Source organism: Alteromonas sp. C1M14 (assembly GCF_018860965.1).
Lineage (GTDB): Bacteria > Pseudomonadota > Gammaproteobacteria > Enterobacterales > Alteromonadaceae > Alteromonas.
Genome location: NZ_JAHKQF010000018.1, coordinates 266702 through 282657 on the forward strand (window position 1 = coordinate 266702; position 15956 = coordinate 282657).

Annotated in this window: 14 protein-coding genes; 6 read left to right on the plus strand and 8 right to left on the minus strand. The window is 47.0% G+C overall.

All coding sequences use genetic code 11. The annotated features are described in order from the left end of the window. The 4 genes from KO501_RS17650 to KO501_RS17665 all read right to left on the minus strand — a co-directional run. Window positions 1-952 (minus strand): DUF3300 domain-containing protein (locus KO501_RS17650; protein WP_216031009.1); only part of this gene is annotated, 952 nt, incomplete at its 3' end. 117 nt (window positions 953-1069) lie between these two features. Continuing rightward, entirely contained in the window at window positions 1070-1684 is a 615-nt protein-coding gene (gene ribA / locus KO501_RS17655) for a GTP cyclohydrolase II (RefSeq protein ID WP_216031010.1), read from the minus strand. Between the two features lie 120 nt (window positions 1685-1804). Then, on the minus strand, window positions 1805-2119 hold the full coding sequence (locus KO501_RS17660; protein ID WP_216031011.1) for a DUF3630 family protein: 315 nt from the start codon (window positions 2117-2119) through the stop codon (window positions 1805-1807). Next, window positions 2107-3531, minus strand: a complete 1425-nt coding sequence (locus KO501_RS17665) for a protein adenylyltransferase SelO family protein (RefSeq protein WP_216031012.1) — start codon at window positions 3529-3531, stop codon at window positions 2107-2109. The genes KO501_RS17660 and KO501_RS17665 overlap by 13 nt, the downstream gene beginning before the upstream one ends. A gap of 174 nt (window positions 3532-3705) precedes the next feature. Here KO501_RS17665 and KO501_RS17670 point away from each other — a divergent pair, with 174 nt between their 5' ends. Next, window positions 3706-4368, plus strand: coding sequence for a glutathione S-transferase (locus KO501_RS17670; protein WP_216031013.1), 663 nt, complete (start codon window positions 3706-3708; stop codon window positions 4366-4368). Between the two features lie 11 nt (window positions 4369-4379). Here the strand turns inward: KO501_RS17670 and recQ are convergent, their stop codons facing one another. Further along, window positions 4380-6224: a DNA helicase RecQ gene (gene recQ, locus KO501_RS17675; RefSeq protein ID WP_216031014.1), complete on the minus strand. Its 1845-nt coding sequence runs from the start codon at window positions 6222-6224 to the stop codon at window positions 4380-4382. 127 nt (window positions 6225-6351) lie between these two features. Between recQ and KO501_RS17680 the strand changes: the two genes are divergently transcribed. Together KO501_RS17680 and rarD are read left to right on the plus strand one after the other, a co-directional pair. Continuing rightward, window positions 6352-7689: a magnesium transporter gene (locus KO501_RS17680; RefSeq protein WP_216031015.1), complete on the plus strand. Its 1338-nt coding sequence runs from the start codon at window positions 6352-6354 to the stop codon at window positions 7687-7689. Between the two features lie 73 nt (window positions 7690-7762). Then, window positions 7763-8698, plus strand: coding sequence for an EamA family transporter RarD (gene rarD / locus KO501_RS17685; RefSeq protein WP_289847318.1), 936 nt, complete (start codon window positions 7763-7765; stop codon window positions 8696-8698). Here rarD and KO501_RS17690 read toward each other — a convergent pair. Together KO501_RS17690 and uvrD are read right to left on the minus strand one after the other, a co-directional pair. Continuing rightward, window positions 8674-9918 carry a diguanylate cyclase gene (locus KO501_RS17690; protein ID WP_216031016.1) on the minus strand — a complete coding sequence of 415 codons (1245 nt, stop codon included), beginning with the start codon at window positions 9916-9918 and terminating at the stop codon, window positions 8674-8676. The two genes, rarD and KO501_RS17690, sit on opposite strands and share 25 nt — an antisense overlap. Window positions 9919-9991: 73 nt before the next feature. Next, window positions 9992-12166, minus strand: coding sequence for a DNA helicase II (gene uvrD, locus KO501_RS17695; RefSeq protein WP_216031017.1), 2175 nt, complete (start codon window positions 12164-12166; stop codon window positions 9992-9994). 195 nt (window positions 12167-12361) lie between these two features. Here uvrD and KO501_RS17700 point away from each other — a divergent pair, with 195 nt between their 5' ends. Continuing rightward, window positions 12362-13498 carry a LuxR C-terminal-related transcriptional regulator gene (locus KO501_RS17700; RefSeq protein WP_216031018.1) on the plus strand — a complete coding sequence of 379 codons (1137 nt, stop codon included), beginning with the start codon at window positions 12362-12364 and terminating at the stop codon, window positions 13496-13498. 75 nt (window positions 13499-13573) lie between these two features. Next, window positions 13574-14524 carry a YihY/virulence factor BrkB family protein gene (locus KO501_RS17705; RefSeq protein WP_216031019.1) on the plus strand — a complete coding sequence of 317 codons (951 nt, stop codon included), beginning with the start codon at window positions 13574-13576 and terminating at the stop codon, window positions 14522-14524. Window positions 14525-14623: 99 nt separating this feature from the next. Here the strand turns inward: KO501_RS17705 and KO501_RS17710 are convergent, their stop codons facing one another. Next, window positions 14624-14815, minus strand: a complete 192-nt coding sequence (locus tag KO501_RS17710; protein ID WP_216031020.1) for a CsbD family protein — start codon at window positions 14813-14815, stop codon at window positions 14624-14626. A gap of 306 nt (window positions 14816-15121) precedes the next feature. Between KO501_RS17710 and cysE the strand changes: the two genes are divergently transcribed. Beyond that, on the plus strand, window positions 15122-15940 hold the full coding sequence (gene cysE, locus KO501_RS17715; RefSeq protein WP_216031021.1) for a serine O-acetyltransferase: 819 nt from the start codon (window positions 15122-15124) through the stop codon (window positions 15938-15940). Window positions 15941-15956: the final 16 nt, after the last annotated feature.

The window sequence follows — 15956 nt, forward strand, 5'->3', positions numbered from 1 at the left end:
TGGTGTGGCGCTGCACCGTAACCGGCTTTTTCACCGTAGTATGCCGCTGCACCGTAACTGGCTTTTTCACAACCCTCGGGGTGGCAAAGTGAGCGGGGGCACTGCGTATTACACGGGGCGAATACCGTACTTGGCGATGGGCCGTATTATGCTTCCATGGTTGATAGTCTCGGCTATAAACTCGCTTAACCTCATTGCCGTAATAATAACGCTTAACCGGTTTATGGCTTACGATCACTTGCCTGTTGTGCCAACCTATCCCACCGAAATAAAACGACGTGGATACACGAATTTGCGGGCTCCAATAGAAATTGCCGGCTAATCGAAAGTGTGCCGGTTGATGCCAATACACGGGCGCAATGGAATGCCACCAGAGGCCAAACACGACACGGGTATCGTAAAACGGCACATATACGTATTCCTTACGCGTCGGCGCTATGATGATAACGTCGTCTTCTTGTTCAACGTTAAGGTACTCGTTGTTTGATAAGGTTCCTGCTTCAAGAGCATGTTGGCGTAGCACTTGTACCCGAGCGAGCACACGGCTTTGGCTGATTAGCACATTGTCGCCTAACGCTTGCAGCCAATCGAGGTCTGACGCCAGAGTGTGTAAAACATCGGTGAGCGGCAGTAATGCTTTTACACTGGGGTCCCAACTAACCGATGCGGTTTTACTGTCAATTTCATCATCACTTAATTCACTGTTTTTTTGACGCCATCTGTCGGCAGCCACAATATCTAACGGATAAGTAGACGCAATGAGTATATGGGTAAGAATGGTATCTGGATACAGGGCCACAGGTGCCAGTAGGCTGTCCAGTTCGGCATCGGTATAGGATAAAGCGTCTGTTTGAGACGTCTCACTTTGCTCTTGAGCGACCACCATAGGTACTACTGCCACAGTGCTAACTGCGGCGAGAGCGGTGAGGATCGCTATGGATAAACGTTTCATACGGTCTCCTTTACCCTGATGGAACGGGCAAATAAATAAACTTATGACACGTTTATAAGGGATTGGGGATTAACCGAAGCTGAACCAGTTTCTAACTGGTTGTTCAGGTTTCTTCATTTATTTGAACATATGGGGGTCGAAAACGTGACCAAGCTTTTCGGTTTTCGTTTTCAAATAATATTTGTTGTCTTTGGTCATGCCATGATCAATCGGTTTACGCGCAACTATGTTTATGCCCAACTCTTTCAACGCTTTGATTTTTCTGGGGTTGTTGGTCATAAGTTCGACGTTTTTAACGTGCAGGGTATCTAGCATCACCTTACACATATCGTAGCTGCGTAAATCGGCATCAAAGCCAAGATGTTCATTGGCTTCCACCGTGTCCATGCCATTATCTTGTAATTGATAGGCTCTGATTTTGTTCAGCAAACCAATACCTCGGCCTTCTTGGCGCAAATACAAGATAACGCCAAAACCATGATCTACAACGTTCTGCATGGCTTTCTCGAGTTGAAAACCACAATCGCAGCGGGTGCTAAATAATGCATCGCCGGTGAGGCATTCAGAGTGAATGCGAATCGGCACGGTGTCATTTTCATCCCATTCACCGTAAGACAGCGCCACATGCTCCCGCCCGCTCATTTCTGCAAAGCCGTGGATTTTGAAATTACCCATACGGGTGGGCAGTTTGGCTGAACTAATGTATTCGTACTTAGGTTGCTTACTGGTCATGACACTTCTATATATGCTGCTCGATCCACGCTAACGTGGGGGCATGCTGGCAATTTACAAGGGAGTAACGCGTCATTATATCACTAGTTAGTCGGTGGATTAAATGACTTAACCGGTTTATTACTGTACTGGCGGTAAGCCTACCCATTGGCACAATACGTCAATGTCACAACGCTTGCCCACAGGTTCAAGCCAGATGGCATCGCACAACCATTCAATGCAAAGTAATACATGCTTTTCTTCTTGACGTAATAGTACCTGCATGCGATCCGCGCCCCAGTCTGGCTCTGATACTTGGGCGTTCAGCCACCGAGCTATTTCGGCGGTGAGCCGTTGCGCCTTTAACGGCGTCTCGGGTAAGGATAAATTTAATGTAACTGTAGAGCCTGTGAGCGCACAGGCCTGACAAAGTTGCTCATTGCTTAACTGCTGCATGACAAAGTACCCGGTGTGTGGGATTGCGAGGCCGTGCTGAACCTGTGTTCATCCCATTGCGTGTCAAAAGGGGTGTGAAAGGCTTTAAGAAGTGCCTCGGCAAAGGTGAAATCACCGCTGTTTGCCTGGGTGATGGCCTCTTGCAATAAATGGGTTCGAGGGATCACCGCAGGATTAACCGCTTTAAGTTCAGACTCAGATACGCCAGTCTCTGCCCGTGCCACTTGATAGTCCTGCCACCACTGATCAAATGCTTGCCTGTTTATAAAGTCGTTACGTAACTGGGGTTGTGCTTGTTGGTATGAGGTACCCGCCAAGGTTCTAAAGCTATTATTGTAATCCAGTTCAGATTGTTTGAGCATGGCTAACCATTGGTTCGCCAAATTGATATGACTTGGTTGTTGAGCGTTGAGCCCCAGTCGCGAACAAAGGTGGTGCTGATATTGGGCGATAAATGCAGGCTCATATTGGGTAAGTACTTCACGTAATTGCTCGGTACTGCAATGCCCGGAAAAGCTATGCGCTAAACAATTTAAATTCCATAATCCAATGCCAGGCTGTTGGTCGAAGGCATAACGGCCTTGGTAATCAGAATGATTAAACACGGCTTTAGGGTCGTAGCGCTCTAGCATAGCAAAGGGACCAAAATCGAAGGTGATACCATGAATGGACATATTGTCGGTATTCATTACGCCATGAACAAAGCCATAACTTTGCCATAACGCAATGAGTCGTGCGGTGCGTAGCGTAATGGCGCGTAACAGGGCTTGATGCGGGTTGCTCGCTTGGGCGCATTCGCTAAAGTGGTGCTGTAACGTGTAATCAAACAGGGCATTGAGCTTGTCTGTTTCTCCCGCTTGAAAAAAATACTCGAAATGACCGAACCGAATATGGCTTGGGGCCGTGCGTATCATCATCGCGGCCGGCTCTAACTGTTCACGCAATACGGTTTCTTCACTACTAAATAAGCACAGCCCCCGGGAAGAAGGAATCCCTAACGCATGCAGAGCCTCACTTCCGAGATATTCTCTGAGGGTGGAACGCAGTACCGCTCGACCATCTGCTCCTCGTGAATAAGGGGTTTGCCCCGCCCCCTTTAAATGTAAGTCTACTGACGCGCCATTACAATTCGCTTCCGCTAACAGCAACCCCCGTCCATCACCTAATGTTGGGTTCCATTGCCCGAATTGATGGCCGCCGTATTTTTGCGCCACCGCGTAGTGGCTTAAGGCAGACACCGATTGCCCAAGTAATGCGGTTATTTGATTGTCTTGCCACCATGAAACCGGTAAGTTCAATTCATGTGCTAATACCTCGTTTACCATTTCGAGTTTCTGACCACGTAAGATCTGCGGCGTTACATGCGTTGACAGGTCACAAAGGGTGGTAGCGTAATGATGAGTAAGGGGCATAGTTCTCCACAGGGGTGAAAGACAAAGTCTGATTCTAAATAATTCAGCCAATGGGTGCTAGCTTACTTCTTCATGGTTTGGGGTATTTATTTATCTGGCTAATCTGTCTGTGCCGTAAACACGTATAGATATAGGGTATACAAGGAATTTGTAACGTTTCGCAAGGGCTAAGTCATGATCACTGTTCACCATTTAAATAACTCTCGGTCTCAACGCATTTTGTGGCTACTAGAAGAGCTGGGCGTTGACTACCGTTTGGAAACCTATCAGCGGGACCCACAAACGGGTTTGGCCCCTGCACAGATGAAAGCGATTCATCCGTTGGGACGATCACCGGTATTAACCACCGAATTTGGTGCTTTAGCTGAGTCTGGCGCCATCGTGTCTTATCTGGTTAAGCGCTATGGTAATGACAAGTTTCAGGTACCCACTGACACCCAGTTGTATTTACAGTATGAATTTTGGTTGCACTTCGCGGAAGGCAGTTTAATGCCTCCACGGGTGGCCAGTTTGGTCTTTTCTCGAGCTAAGGACAAGGTGCCTATGCTGCTCAAACCATTGGCTGGTAAAATTCTTGATGGCATTGCCGATGCCTATTACAGACCGAATTTAGCCCAAAGCTTAAAGTACACAGAAAGTTACTTGGCAAATCATGAATGGTTCGCGGGCGCTGAGCCAACAGGTGCCGATGTTCAAATGCTGTTTCCTCTAGAAACATTAGTTGCTGGCGGAGATGGGAGTGATTACCCAGCCATTTGTGCTTATGTGAATCGGATCCATCGTCGACCCGCCTATATACGCGCCTTAGAAAAAGGCGGCCAATACGACTATGCCTAAAAGCCATCGCGCTAGTTATCTAAGGTGCTCTCTAGGTAGTCGCGGATAAGTTGTAAAAACGCATCACCATAGCGTTCTAGTTTGGTTCTGCCAACGCCGCTCACATCAAGGAAGTCATTCACGGTGGTTGGGGTACGTGAGGCCATGTCAGCTAACGTGGCATCACTGAACACCACGTAAGGTGGCACCTTGTGTTCTTCTGCCAAGGCTTTTCGCAAATGCTTTAAGCGTTTAAATAAGGCTTTATCGTACACCGACGGGGTTTTGCTTATACGGTTGTCGGCTTTAAACGTCAGGCGAGGTACGGCTAGCTGTAACGGCATTTCCCCTTTTAATACCGCGCGGGCGTTTTCATTCAACCTGAGCATGGCGCCACAGGTGAGATCGACCCTCACTAGTCCTTGGTGGATCAGTTGATTAATCATGCCATTCCAGTAGCCATCGGGTTTATCTTTACCAATACCGTAGGTACTAAGGGTATGGTGTTCGGCTTCATGAATACGTTTTAAGGCTTTTCCCCGAAGCACGTCAATAACGTATTGGGCTCCAGCTTGTTGGTTAAGTCGTAAAATACAGGACAATATTTTTTGTGCGATAACCAAGCCATCGATAAGTTTAGGGGGATCGATACACACATCGCAGTTACCGCAGGCGGTGTCACTGTATTGAGAAAAATAATTTAATAGCACTTGGCGACGGCATGTTTGGGCTTCGGCGAACGCCTCCATCGCGGCAAACTTTTGTAATTCTACGTCAAGACGGTGGGTGACTTCACCTTGCTCTATCCATTGGCGTACACGGGCGGCGTCTTTCTCGTCGTACAATAACAGTGCTTCAGATTCCAGGCCATCCCGCCCGGCTCGTCCGGTTTCTTGGTAGTAATTTTCGATACTACGGGGAACATCATGATGCACGACATAGCGTACATTCGACTTGTTAATGCCCATGCCAAAGGCCACGGTAGCAATCACTATATCGGTTTGATCATTAAGAAAGCGCCGTTGTACAAACTCTCTTTCATCGGCGTCCATACCGGCGTGATAAGCGGCGCAGTTTATCCCTTCTCGATGCAGTCTTGCGTACAAATCGTCCACTTTTGCGCGACTGTTACAATAGATTATGCCGCTGCCATCTTGGTGTTTTACATAGTCGCGCACTTGGTCAAAGGCTTTGTACTTGGGCATAACGCGATAGCGAATATTGGGGCGATCAAAGCTCCCCTTGTATACGAAGGGGTCTTGCAGGTTCAGTTGTACTTGAATATCGGCTTGCGTTGCCGCATCAGCGGTGGCGGTGAGGCCAATAACAGGAATATGGGGGAAGCGTTGTTTTAACGTTCCCAGTGCCCGGTAATTTTGACGAAAGTCGTGGCCCCAATGAGAAACACAGTGGGCCTCATCCACGGCAAACAAAGCGATGCTAAGAGACTGCATCAATGACATCATCCACGACGTTAATAGCTTTTCAGGGGAAACGTAAAGCAGTTGCAGTGTACCGTTGCGAATGCGGTCGATGACAGCCTGCTGTTGTGCGTGATCTTGTGTGGAGTTGATGTAGGCCGCTGAAACGCCAGCCTCGGCCAGTTGCTCTACTTGATCTTGCATCAGTGAAATCAGTGGCGAGACCACAATGGCAACGCCGGGACGCACCAATGCGGGTATTTGATAACACAAGGATTTGCCGCCGCCGGTGGGTAAAAGTACTAAAGCATCGCGACCAGAGACCACCGCTTCAATGACGGCGTGTTGGCCGTCGCGAAACTGCTTGTAGCCAAATACCCTCGACAATACCTCTTTGGCATCAAGTGACGGGTTTTCTTCATTATTTTGGGACAACAGGGGTTCACAATTACTCATCGGCGGGGATTTTACGTGTTTTCTTGTCAAGGTTCACGGACTTCGACGTACAGTTTTTGATATGTTGTTGTCAATTCAGCTAAAAAAGCTACTATCAAAGCCAATAGAATTTGCCGGAGAATGTAATATGTCTGAGCCCTTACCCGATCTTATTGAAGAGCTGGTTTCTGATACCCAGAATGATGATCCTGCGGCAGTGCTAACTACTCTGGCCAATGAAGATAATGTCTCTATTGCTACCCTGTTAGAGGCGCTACCGGTGGAGCACCGTATTCCTGCATGGGAGAGCCTACCTCAAGAGCGCAAGCTTGATGTGTTAGTGGAAATGCGTAGCGATCCCCGAGAAATCCTCATTGACGCGACACCGGACGAAGAGTGGACGTTGATGTTGGCGGACATCGAAGCAGAACATTTGTTGGAATTGATGGACTCGCTACCCAACCGCCTTACGGCGTTGGCATTTGAGGCGCTCAATACCCAGCAACAGCGTTTCTTTAAAGAAGCGACCCAATTTAACGATAACGAAATAGGCCACTGGATTTCCCATGAGCAACTGGTGTTACCCATAAGTGCAAAGGTAAAAGACGGTTTACGCCTTATGCGTCACGATATTCCCACCCACGGTGACACGTTATTTTTACTTAATGGCTCAGGGCAGTTTTCTGCCGCTGTGAAGCTAAATCAGTTATTCGCTGCGCCACCAGAGATGCCTCTTGTGGAACTGCTTGTGGATAATATGCCCGTGCTCAAGGGCAGTGACGATATTATGCAGGCGTCGTTACAAGTTCAACGCTCAGGGTTTGCCGCCGTGCCGGTGGTGGACGAAAACAACAAATTGCTAGGACGATTGGATATCACCGCCGCTAGTGAGTTGGTGAATGAAAACTATGAACGCCAAGTGATGGCATCAGCGGGTATGGATGAAGATGAAGATTTATTTTCGCCCGTTGCGAAAAGTGCGAGAAATCGGGCCTTGTGGTTAGGCATTAACTTAGTAACGGCTTTTCTGGCTTCTTGGTTTATCGGTTTATTTGAAGGCACCTTACAGCAAGTGGTTGCCTTAGCCGTACTGATGCCTGTAGTCGCCAGTATGGGCGGCATAGCGGGCAGTCAAACCCTCACACTCATTGTGCGGGGGTTGGCCTTAGGGCAGGTAACTAAAGCAAACTTTCGTGCCTTGATGGCAAAGGAATTAAAAGTGGGTGGCGTCAATGGCGTGGTATGGGCACTCATTATCGGTGTCATAGCCGCGTTTTGGTTCTCAGATGGTGCCCTTGGTTTGGTGATCTGCTTAGCCATATTAATCAATATTGTTTGTGCAGCGCTGGCCGGTGTCTTTTTGCCCATGTTGTTGGATAAATTAAACATAGATCCCGCGTTAAGTGGCTCAGTGATTTTGACCACAGTTACGGATATTGTGGGTTTTGTGGCGTTTCTGGGATTAGGCACTGTTTTTCTACTGTAAACCGCATGAGGGTTGCATTTTAGGGCCATGATTCCCACAATGCAGCCCTCAAATTTAACTCCTGGAGCCCTCGTTGAGTCAAAATCCTACCAACGCTGCTGACAACGCCGCAAAAATTGGCGTAATAAGTGCCATCGCCGCCTACTGTATGTGGGGGATCGCGCCGGTTTATTTTAAGCAGCTTCAGGCGTTACCGGCTATTGATGTGTTAATGCATCGTGTGGTCTGGTCGGCGGTAATACTTTTTGTGCTCATTCTTGGGTTAAAGCAATGGGGCAAGGTGGTGTTGGCGGTGAAAAACCTGCGGGTTATGCGGGTTCTTTTTGTGGCAGGGATACTCCTTGGTGCGAACTGGCTACTCTTTATTTGGGCGATTAATAACGACCATATTTTGGATGCCAGTTTGGGTTATTACATCAATCCTCTTATCAATATTTTCTTCGGTCGTTTATTTTTAGGTGAAAAGCTAAGGCCAATGCAGAAATTGGCTGTGATCCTCACTGTGGTGGGGGTGGCGGTGTTATTGGTGTCTTATGGTGAGTTTCCTTGGATAGCTCTGGTGCTAGCCATAACCTTTAGCGTGTACGGCATTTTGCGAAAGAAAGTGGCGGTGGATTCGTTACCCGGTTTGTTTATAGAAACCTCGTTAATGTTGCCTTTCGCACTTTGCTATTGGGTCATGTTTGCGAGTGACTATAGCAATATGAATACTAACGAGTGGTCTTTGAATGCGCTGCTGATTGCCGCCGGTGTGGTGACCACGGCTCCACTACTGTGTTTTACCGTTGCAGCAAGGCGCATCATGTACTCTACACTGGGCTTTCTGCAATATATTGGGCCCTCTATTATGTTTGCGTTAGCGCTATTTGTGTACCATGAACCTATGGACGCGTCCCGCTTTATGACCTTTGGTTTTGTTTGGTTTGCCTTGCTTATTTTTAGTGTTGACTCACTCAGTGCCTACAGAAAACAGCGCCGAGCCTTTTATTCTGCAAAGGCACAAAGTTGATTACGGCCATTGGCTTTCGCTTGATAGAGTAATTTGTCCGCTTCGCTAATGAGCCCTTCTAGGCTTTTTGTTGTCGAACTAAACAAGCCGATACTGGCCGTCACAGACAAGGGCTGATCATTAAATACAATGGGAGTATCGGCCAGACGAGCACAAAATTGCTGTAATAAGGATGAGGCTTGGGTGGTGGTGATATCCGGTAGGTAAATACAGAATTCTTCTCCGCCAAATCGCGCTAACGGCGTGCCGTCGAACAGCGAGCTAAGTAATGAAGCGACGGTTTTCAGCACCGCATCACCGGCATCATGACCGTACGTATCATTAATATGCTTGAAATGGTCTAAATCAATTAATGCCAATGACTGGGGGCGGGGCAGCACGCTATATTGGGTGGTGATGGTATAGAAAAAATGCCGTCGATTGGGAAGCCCGGTTAAATAATCGGCATTGGCTAATCGGCGAATATTTTCCACGCTTTCCATTAACTCGATATTTTGCATTACCCGTACTAAAAACTCCTCCTGAGCGTAGGGAGATTGCAGCACATCATTGGCACCACTTTTCAAAAAAGACGCCGACAAATCGCTGTGGCGCCCCTCTAGTAAGCCAATGATGGCGAGATCCTCTTTTGAATAAGCCCGTCTTAATTCGGCGGTGTAATGAATGCCTTGATCAGCATCGAGGGCATAATTAACCAGCATAAGGCGCACGGATGGGGTCGAGACCAGTTGTGTTTGTGCTTGAGAAAGGGTTTTTGCTTCGTAAACCAGAAAGTTGTGCCGGCGCAGTAGCCCTACCATTTCAGCGCGCCCAGCCCTTGGTCCACCTGCTACCAAAACGCCGATATGCTTGTTTTTGTCTAAACGGGCCAAAAGGCGGCTTAAATAATCGTAAATTTGGTGATTTTCTTTAATCAAATAATCGACAATATTGCGCTGAAGAATGGCGTTACGAGTATCTGTATCGGCATTATCGGCAACAACAATGGTAGGAATGAAGGCCTTGATCGTAAAGTCGGTTGCTTCTCCATGGGGCGCGTCGGGTAAAGAATAAGCCACTACGGCACACAGATAATCTTCAGGAACCGAAGCGGAGAAGCGAGCTCTAGCTTCAGTCAGCGAGCCGGCACCTTCAGGAATAAGGCCGGCTTTTCTTACCAGTTTTGACACAATGTGCAGGCTTTGCTGGCTATTTTCAATTACCAGAACTTTTCGCTGCATGGCCCACCTCAAATAGAATTAATGCGTACGCTATGCCTAGTGGCCACGTGTTTGCTGGTAAATATATCGGCCTTTACGGCATTGGCTGTAATTTAGCGTAGGCCAGTACCAGCCATTTACTACCAAATTCGTCAAAATTGACCTGCACTCTGGCATGATCGCCGGAGCCTTCGTAATTCAGTACCACCCCTTCGCCGAACTTACGGTGGGCTACCCGCTGACCAAGCTGAAAGCCTGTTTGTTCGAAGCTTTCGTGGGATGTAACGCGGCTAAAGCGATTGTGTACAGGCCGTGATACCGTGGATTTTAGCCTGACTTCCTCGACACAATCGGCAGGAATTTCGCGGATAAAACGGGATGCGGTATGGTATTTGTCCTGCCCATAAAGTCGTCGGCTTTCTGCATAGGTAATAAACAGTTTTTCCATTGCCCGGGTCATGCCCACATAACAAAGTCGACGCTCTTCTTCCATACGCCCTGGTTCTTCGTTAGTCATTTGGCTTGGGAACATGCCTTCTTCCACACCGGCCATAAAGACCACCGGGAATTCTAACCCTTTTGCGGTATGAATTGTCATCATCTGCACGGCGTCTTGATCGGTGTCAGCTTGGGTTTCTCCCGCTTCTAACGATGCGTGGGCTAAAAAGGCACTTAATTGAGACATCTCTTCGGCCTCTTCGGGCACCACAAACTGTTTACAGGCGGTAACTAATTCTTCAAGGTTTTCTAATCGTGCCTGGGCTTTTTCACCCTTTTCTGCTTGGTACATGGCATACAAGCCCGACTGTTTTATGGCCTTGTCTGCTTGTTCTTCTAGCGGTAAATCGGCGGTGGTTTGCTCTAAATCGGTGATTAAGCGAATGAAACTTTGTAACGCATTGGCCGCACGACCTTTTAAAGTCCCTTCGGCAATGAGAAACTGACTGGCCTGCCATAATGAGCAGTTTTGTTCTCGGGCCGTGGTTCGTATGCCTGCTAGGGTTTTCTCGCCCATGCCGCGACTGGGGGTATTGACAATGCGTTCGTAGGCGGCATCGTCGTGGGGATGATTAATCATGCGCAGATAGCCCAACGCGTCTTTGATTTCTTGTCGTTCAAAGAAGCGTAAGCCACCATAAATGCGGTAGGCTAAACCTTCATGAAGTAACGCTTCCTCTAATACACGAGATTGAGCATTGTTACGGTATAAAATCGCGGTATCGGTAAGGGCGTTCCCTTTTTGCATCCAACTTTTTATTTGCGAAACAATAAAGCGGGCTTCATCGAGTTCATTAAAGCCTGCATAAACCGATACCGGCTCTCCTTCACTCCCTTCTGTCCACAATTCCTTACCTAGACGTCCGGCATTGTTGTCGATAACACCATTTGCGGCTTTCAATATCGTGCTGGTTGAACGGTAGTTTTGCTCAAGACGAATGGTCGTGGGCTGAGGAAAGTCTTTTAAAAATTTATGAATGTTATCTACATTGGCGCCGCGCCAGCCGTAAATAGACTGATCATCGTCACCCACAATCATAATATTGTTTTCACCGGTGCTACATAACATTCGCAGCCATGCATACTGAATATTGTTGGTATCTTGAAACTCATCAACTAATACCGCGCGAAATCGCTTTTGATAGTGGGCAAGAATGTCGGGGTTTTTGGCCCATAATTCATGGGCACGAAGCAATAATTCTGCAAAATCCACCAAGCCAGAACGATCACAAGACTCTTGATATGCCGCATAAATATCGCGCATTTTTTGCTGGGTATGATCGTTGTGGGTATCGATATGTTGGGGGCGAAGCCCTTCGTCCTTGTTTCCGTTGATGTACCACTGTACCTGACGAGGAGGCCAGTGTTTTTCATCAAGATTCATGGCTTTGAGAATACGCTTTATCAATCGGTACTGGTCGTCAGAATCAAGAATTTGAAAATTTTCAGGCAGGCCTGCTTCGGCGTGATGGGTGCGAAGTAGGCGGTGGGCCAGGCCATGAAACGTGCCCATCCACATGGTATGTAAGCTACGCTTCATAACATGCTCTAATCGCCCGCGCATTTCTTTAGCGGCTTTATTGGTGAAGGTAACCGCCAGGATGGAAAAGGGGGCGATATTTTCCACTTCCATTAACCAAGCAATACGATGGACCAGCACCCGGGTTTTTCCGCTACCTGCACCTGCGAGCACCAATGTGTTTGACAGCGGCGACGCCACCGCTTCGCGCTGTTTTTCGTTAAGGTCGTCAAGCAGTACAGATACATCCATTAGGGTCATCACCGGTTAATTAATTTAAAGCGGCACAATTATGCCAGAGCAGACTGTGAATTTATACAGTGAGAACTGATAACGGCGTTGGTGATGGTTTTGACTAAAGTCTAACTGTTTAATTTTTACCCTCTTGCTACTGTGTGTCGCCTACCAGCCCTAGCAAATTCACTCCCACATTAAGAAGGTTATCTTATGGAGGTAGAACGCGGCGTAAAAGAGCACCGGTTTAACCTTGATGCTTTTATTTTAGAAATTTATGACGCTTCGTTAAGTCGAAAGTGGGCACGGGTATTGGAGCAGTGTATGTCGCTTTTCGCGGCAAACACGGCTTTTTTACTTCTATACGATGCCGTGAACCAACAGTTTATCTCGCTAAAGCGTAAATCAACCACGGTATTACCCGAGTCGGCATTGCAGTATTACCGAGAACAATTTCATCGTGACCCTCTCTATATCAAAAGTCAGTATATGGAAGAAGGGAGTATACTTAACACGTATGATGGCGCTTATCTGAACTTAGCTGAACATCCCGAATACGGCGAACGTGTGCTGTCCCCGTTAAACGCTGAAAAAACCAAAGTTGCTTTGGTGTTAAAAGATGGCCAGTATGAGGCATTTTTCGGTGTATGCCGAAGTAACAATGGGCCGGACTTTACGTCTTTAGATGACGTGTATTTTAATAAAATTGTGCCCCATCTTGTGCGTGCTTCTCGGTACTTTCGTGATCAAGAAAGCTACAAGCTAAATCGTTGTATTGCCCAAGGGGTATACGACAATCAGCCTGCTCCCTTTTTAGTGTGTAATCGGCAGTTAAAAATTCTTGCTTCTAATGTTTCTGCACAACGTTACCTGCGCGCTAGCGATTACTGCCATAATAGTAATGGTCACCTGTCTGTGTCTCCGGCCCGGTATTTATATCAATTGTGGTCAGCCATGGACAATTGCAAATTAGAAAACCCCGGTTATAAGGAAAAAGAGCGAACCTTGATCATTGATGAAGGGGGCGTCACCATGACGGTATTGAAAGTGGCGTTTTTAAATACTGTGCCACATCCTCATGGCACGGAAGTTTGCTTCATTATTTCGTTTGCAGTGAAAAACCAACCTGATTGGAAGGCCCTGTCTGTGACGTTTTCGCTGACAAAGCGGGAACAGTTGATCGCCAAATTATTATATAAAGAAGTCACTTACCAAGATATTGCCACAACATTGGATATCGACGACGATACCGTCACGGTATTAGTGCGCAGTCTTTATGTAAAAATTGGCGCGCTTCATCGGCGTGACTTTCTGGAGTTAATGGCCGACTTTCCTATTCAATCTTATTAAATTAGTGTCAATTAGCAGTGCACTGTTCCCGTTTATCTGCGTACAAACCAGCAATACGCATAAACGGAGTTAAGTATGCCAGTATCACAGGCAAAATCGAAAAGCGGTATCAGTGACTTTCCAGCGGGCGCTTGGTGGCAAATTGTCAAACGCACCTACACTAAGCAAGTCGATCATAATTTGTCGCTGATTTCCGCAGGGGTGGCGTTTTATTTTCTATTGGCCATCTTTCCGCTATTGGCTGGCATCATCTCGCTTTATGGTTTGCTGGTTTCGCCGGAACAGCTGCAAAGTCACATGGGTTACTTGGTAGATGCTGTACCTACCGGTAGTGGCTATATTCTAGAGGAACAACTGACGCGACTAACGGAAAACTCAAACCGCGCATTAAGCTGGGGGTTTGGACTAAGCCTGTTGTTAACGTTATGGAGCAGTAGCAAAGGCGCCAATGCGCTCATCACCGCTTGTAATATTGCCTACAACGAAGAGCATGGCAGGAACTTTTTAAAAGGCATTTTGGCACGCCTTGTTCTTACCATTAGTATTATCTTATTGGTTATCAGCGCCTTGCTGTGTATCTCTGTATTGCCAGAGTGGATAAGCTGGGTGGCAGGCCCGCTTCTAAACGAAAGTAACGCCATGTGGATAACCTGGCCTGTACTCATGTTGCTCTTTAATGTGGGGTTGGCGGGATTGTATCGGTATGGACCCCATCGTCGCCAAGCGAAATGGCGTTGGGTAACGGTGGGCTCAGCGTTTGCCACCATTATGTGGCTAATTGCCTCGTATGCTTTTTCCTTTTATTTAAATGAGTTTGCCAGTTACAACAAAACCTATGGTTCGGTGGGCGGCATAGTGATCCTACTGATGTGGTTCTTCTTGAGTGCTTATATTATTTTACTTGGTGCTGAGTTGAATTCCGCCACGGAATATCAAACCGATATGGACAGTACCGCAGGTAAAGATAAACCTAAAGGTGAGCGTGGGGCATATGTGGCCGATCACTCACCGTCAGACTCATCCTAGGGGATAATGCAAAAGCGGCTGTGGGGGATGAAAAAAAGACCAAAAAAAAGGCCGGATACCGGCCTTTTTTGAAATCGCTATTAATAAATAGGGCGTTGTCTAATTGAAGTGATTATCCACTTCTTTTTCTGCTTCTTCTCGGCTTTTGCCGTAAGCTTGCTGAATCTTACCGACTAACTCTTCACGACGGCCATCAATTTTATCGATGTCGTCATCGGTAAGTTTGCCCCATTGTTGCTGTACCTTACCTTTCATTTCTTTCCAATTACCTTCGATACGATCATTATTCATAATGTCCTCCTTTGGTTTTCGTTACTTAACTAAGCTGCAACGGCCGTTCCATCTTCTTTTCTTATTTCTATCCTTTTGATAAAAGTCGTTTTTTTGGATATTTGCCAAGCGTATACTTATTTAAGCTGACACCAATGATGTAATGCTTTCATGATGAGTGTGAAAGATTTAGTCTGTGGGCTCGGTCATTCTGTACTACCTTAGATCGTTTCTGTGTAACGTTTGATAGCGTAAAGCTTGAAATTTTGCACACAATCATTATCTTCATGCCACTACCTTTCTTGGTTATACACAGGACACCCTCATATGCATGCACTTTCGGCAAGCACCCATTTCTGGTCAACGCTTAAACAAGAAGCTCAGCAAATTGCTAACAACGAACCGCTTCTTGCTAGTTACATTCATGCATGCATATTGACTCACCATAATTTTGAATCGTCGCTTAGTTTTATTTTGTCCAATAAATTGGCTGACGAGGTGATGCCGGCGATTGCCATTCGGGAAGTTTTTGATGAAGCATATCTTCTTGATCCGAATGTGACGGATGCCGCAATTACCGATATTCAAGCGGTGTTTGAGCGCGACGCAGCCGTCAAAGATTACTTAACGCCACTGCTTTATTTTAAAGGCTTTCATGCTGTTCAGGCCCACCGTATGGCACATTATTTATGGCAGCATGGCCGTCATCAGTTAGCGCTGTTTTTGCAAAGCCGAAATTCTGAAACCTTTGGTGTTGATATTCACCCCGCAGCTAAAATAGGCAAGGGGGTGATGTTCGATCACGCCACGGGTATCGTGGTAGGTGAAACCGCAGTGGTAGAAGACAACGTGTCTATTTTACAAAGTGTCACCTTAGGTGGCACAGGGAATGAGTCTGGCGATCGCCATCCAAAAATCCGTCAAGGCGTGTTAGTTGGCGCCGGGGCGAAAATTCTCGGCAATATTGAAATAGGCGAAGGGTCTAAGGTTGGGGCAGGTAGTGTGGTGCTAGACAATGTGCCGTCTCACGTTACGGTGGTGGGAGTACCTGCCAAAGTGGTAGGCCGTCCTTGTTGTCAACGGCCTTGTGAGTCTATGCGACAAAATGTTCTAGAAGATAGTTCTGCGGTAGAATCCAACGGCTAGTACCGTGCTACCGGTA

Coding starts and splice junctions, on each gene's coding strand:
- ribA (WP_216031010.1), bottom strand. CDS start 1,684: ATGACCAGTAAGCAACCTAAGTACGAATACATTAGTTCAGCCAAACTG.
- KO501_RS17660 (WP_216031011.1), bottom strand. CDS start 2,119: ATGCAGCAGTTAAGCAATGAGCAACTTTGTCAGGCCTGTGCGCTCACA.
- KO501_RS17665 (WP_216031012.1), bottom strand. CDS start 3,531: ATGCCCCTTACTCATCATTACGCTACCACCCTTTGTGACCTGTCAACG.
- KO501_RS17670 (WP_216031013.1), top strand. CDS start 3,706: ATGATCACTGTTCACCATTTAAATAACTCTCGGTCTCAACGCATTTTG.
- recQ (WP_216031014.1), bottom strand. CDS start 6,224: ATGAGTAATTGTGAACCCCTGTTGTCCCAAAATAATGAAGAAAACCCG.
- KO501_RS17680 (WP_216031015.1), top strand. CDS start 6,352: ATGTCTGAGCCCTTACCCGATCTTATTGAAGAGCTGGTTTCTGATACC.
- KO501_RS17690 (WP_216031016.1), bottom strand. CDS start 9,918: ATGCAGCGAAAAGTTCTGGTAATTGAAAATAGCCAGCAAAGCCTGCAC.
- uvrD (WP_216031017.1), bottom strand. CDS start 12,166: ATGGATGTATCTGTACTGCTTGACGACCTTAACGAAAAACAGCGCGAA.
- KO501_RS17700 (WP_216031018.1), top strand. CDS start 12,362: ATGGAGGTAGAACGCGGCGTAAAAGAGCACCGGTTTAACCTTGATGCT.
- KO501_RS17705 (WP_216031019.1), top strand. CDS start 13,574: ATGCCAGTATCACAGGCAAAATCGAAAAGCGGTATCAGTGACTTTCCA.
- KO501_RS17710 (WP_216031020.1), bottom strand. CDS start 14,815: ATGAATAATGATCGTATCGAAGGTAATTGGAAAGAAATGAAAGGTAAG.
- cysE (WP_216031021.1), top strand. CDS start 15,122: ATGCATGCACTTTCGGCAAGCACCCATTTCTGGTCAACGCTTAAACAA.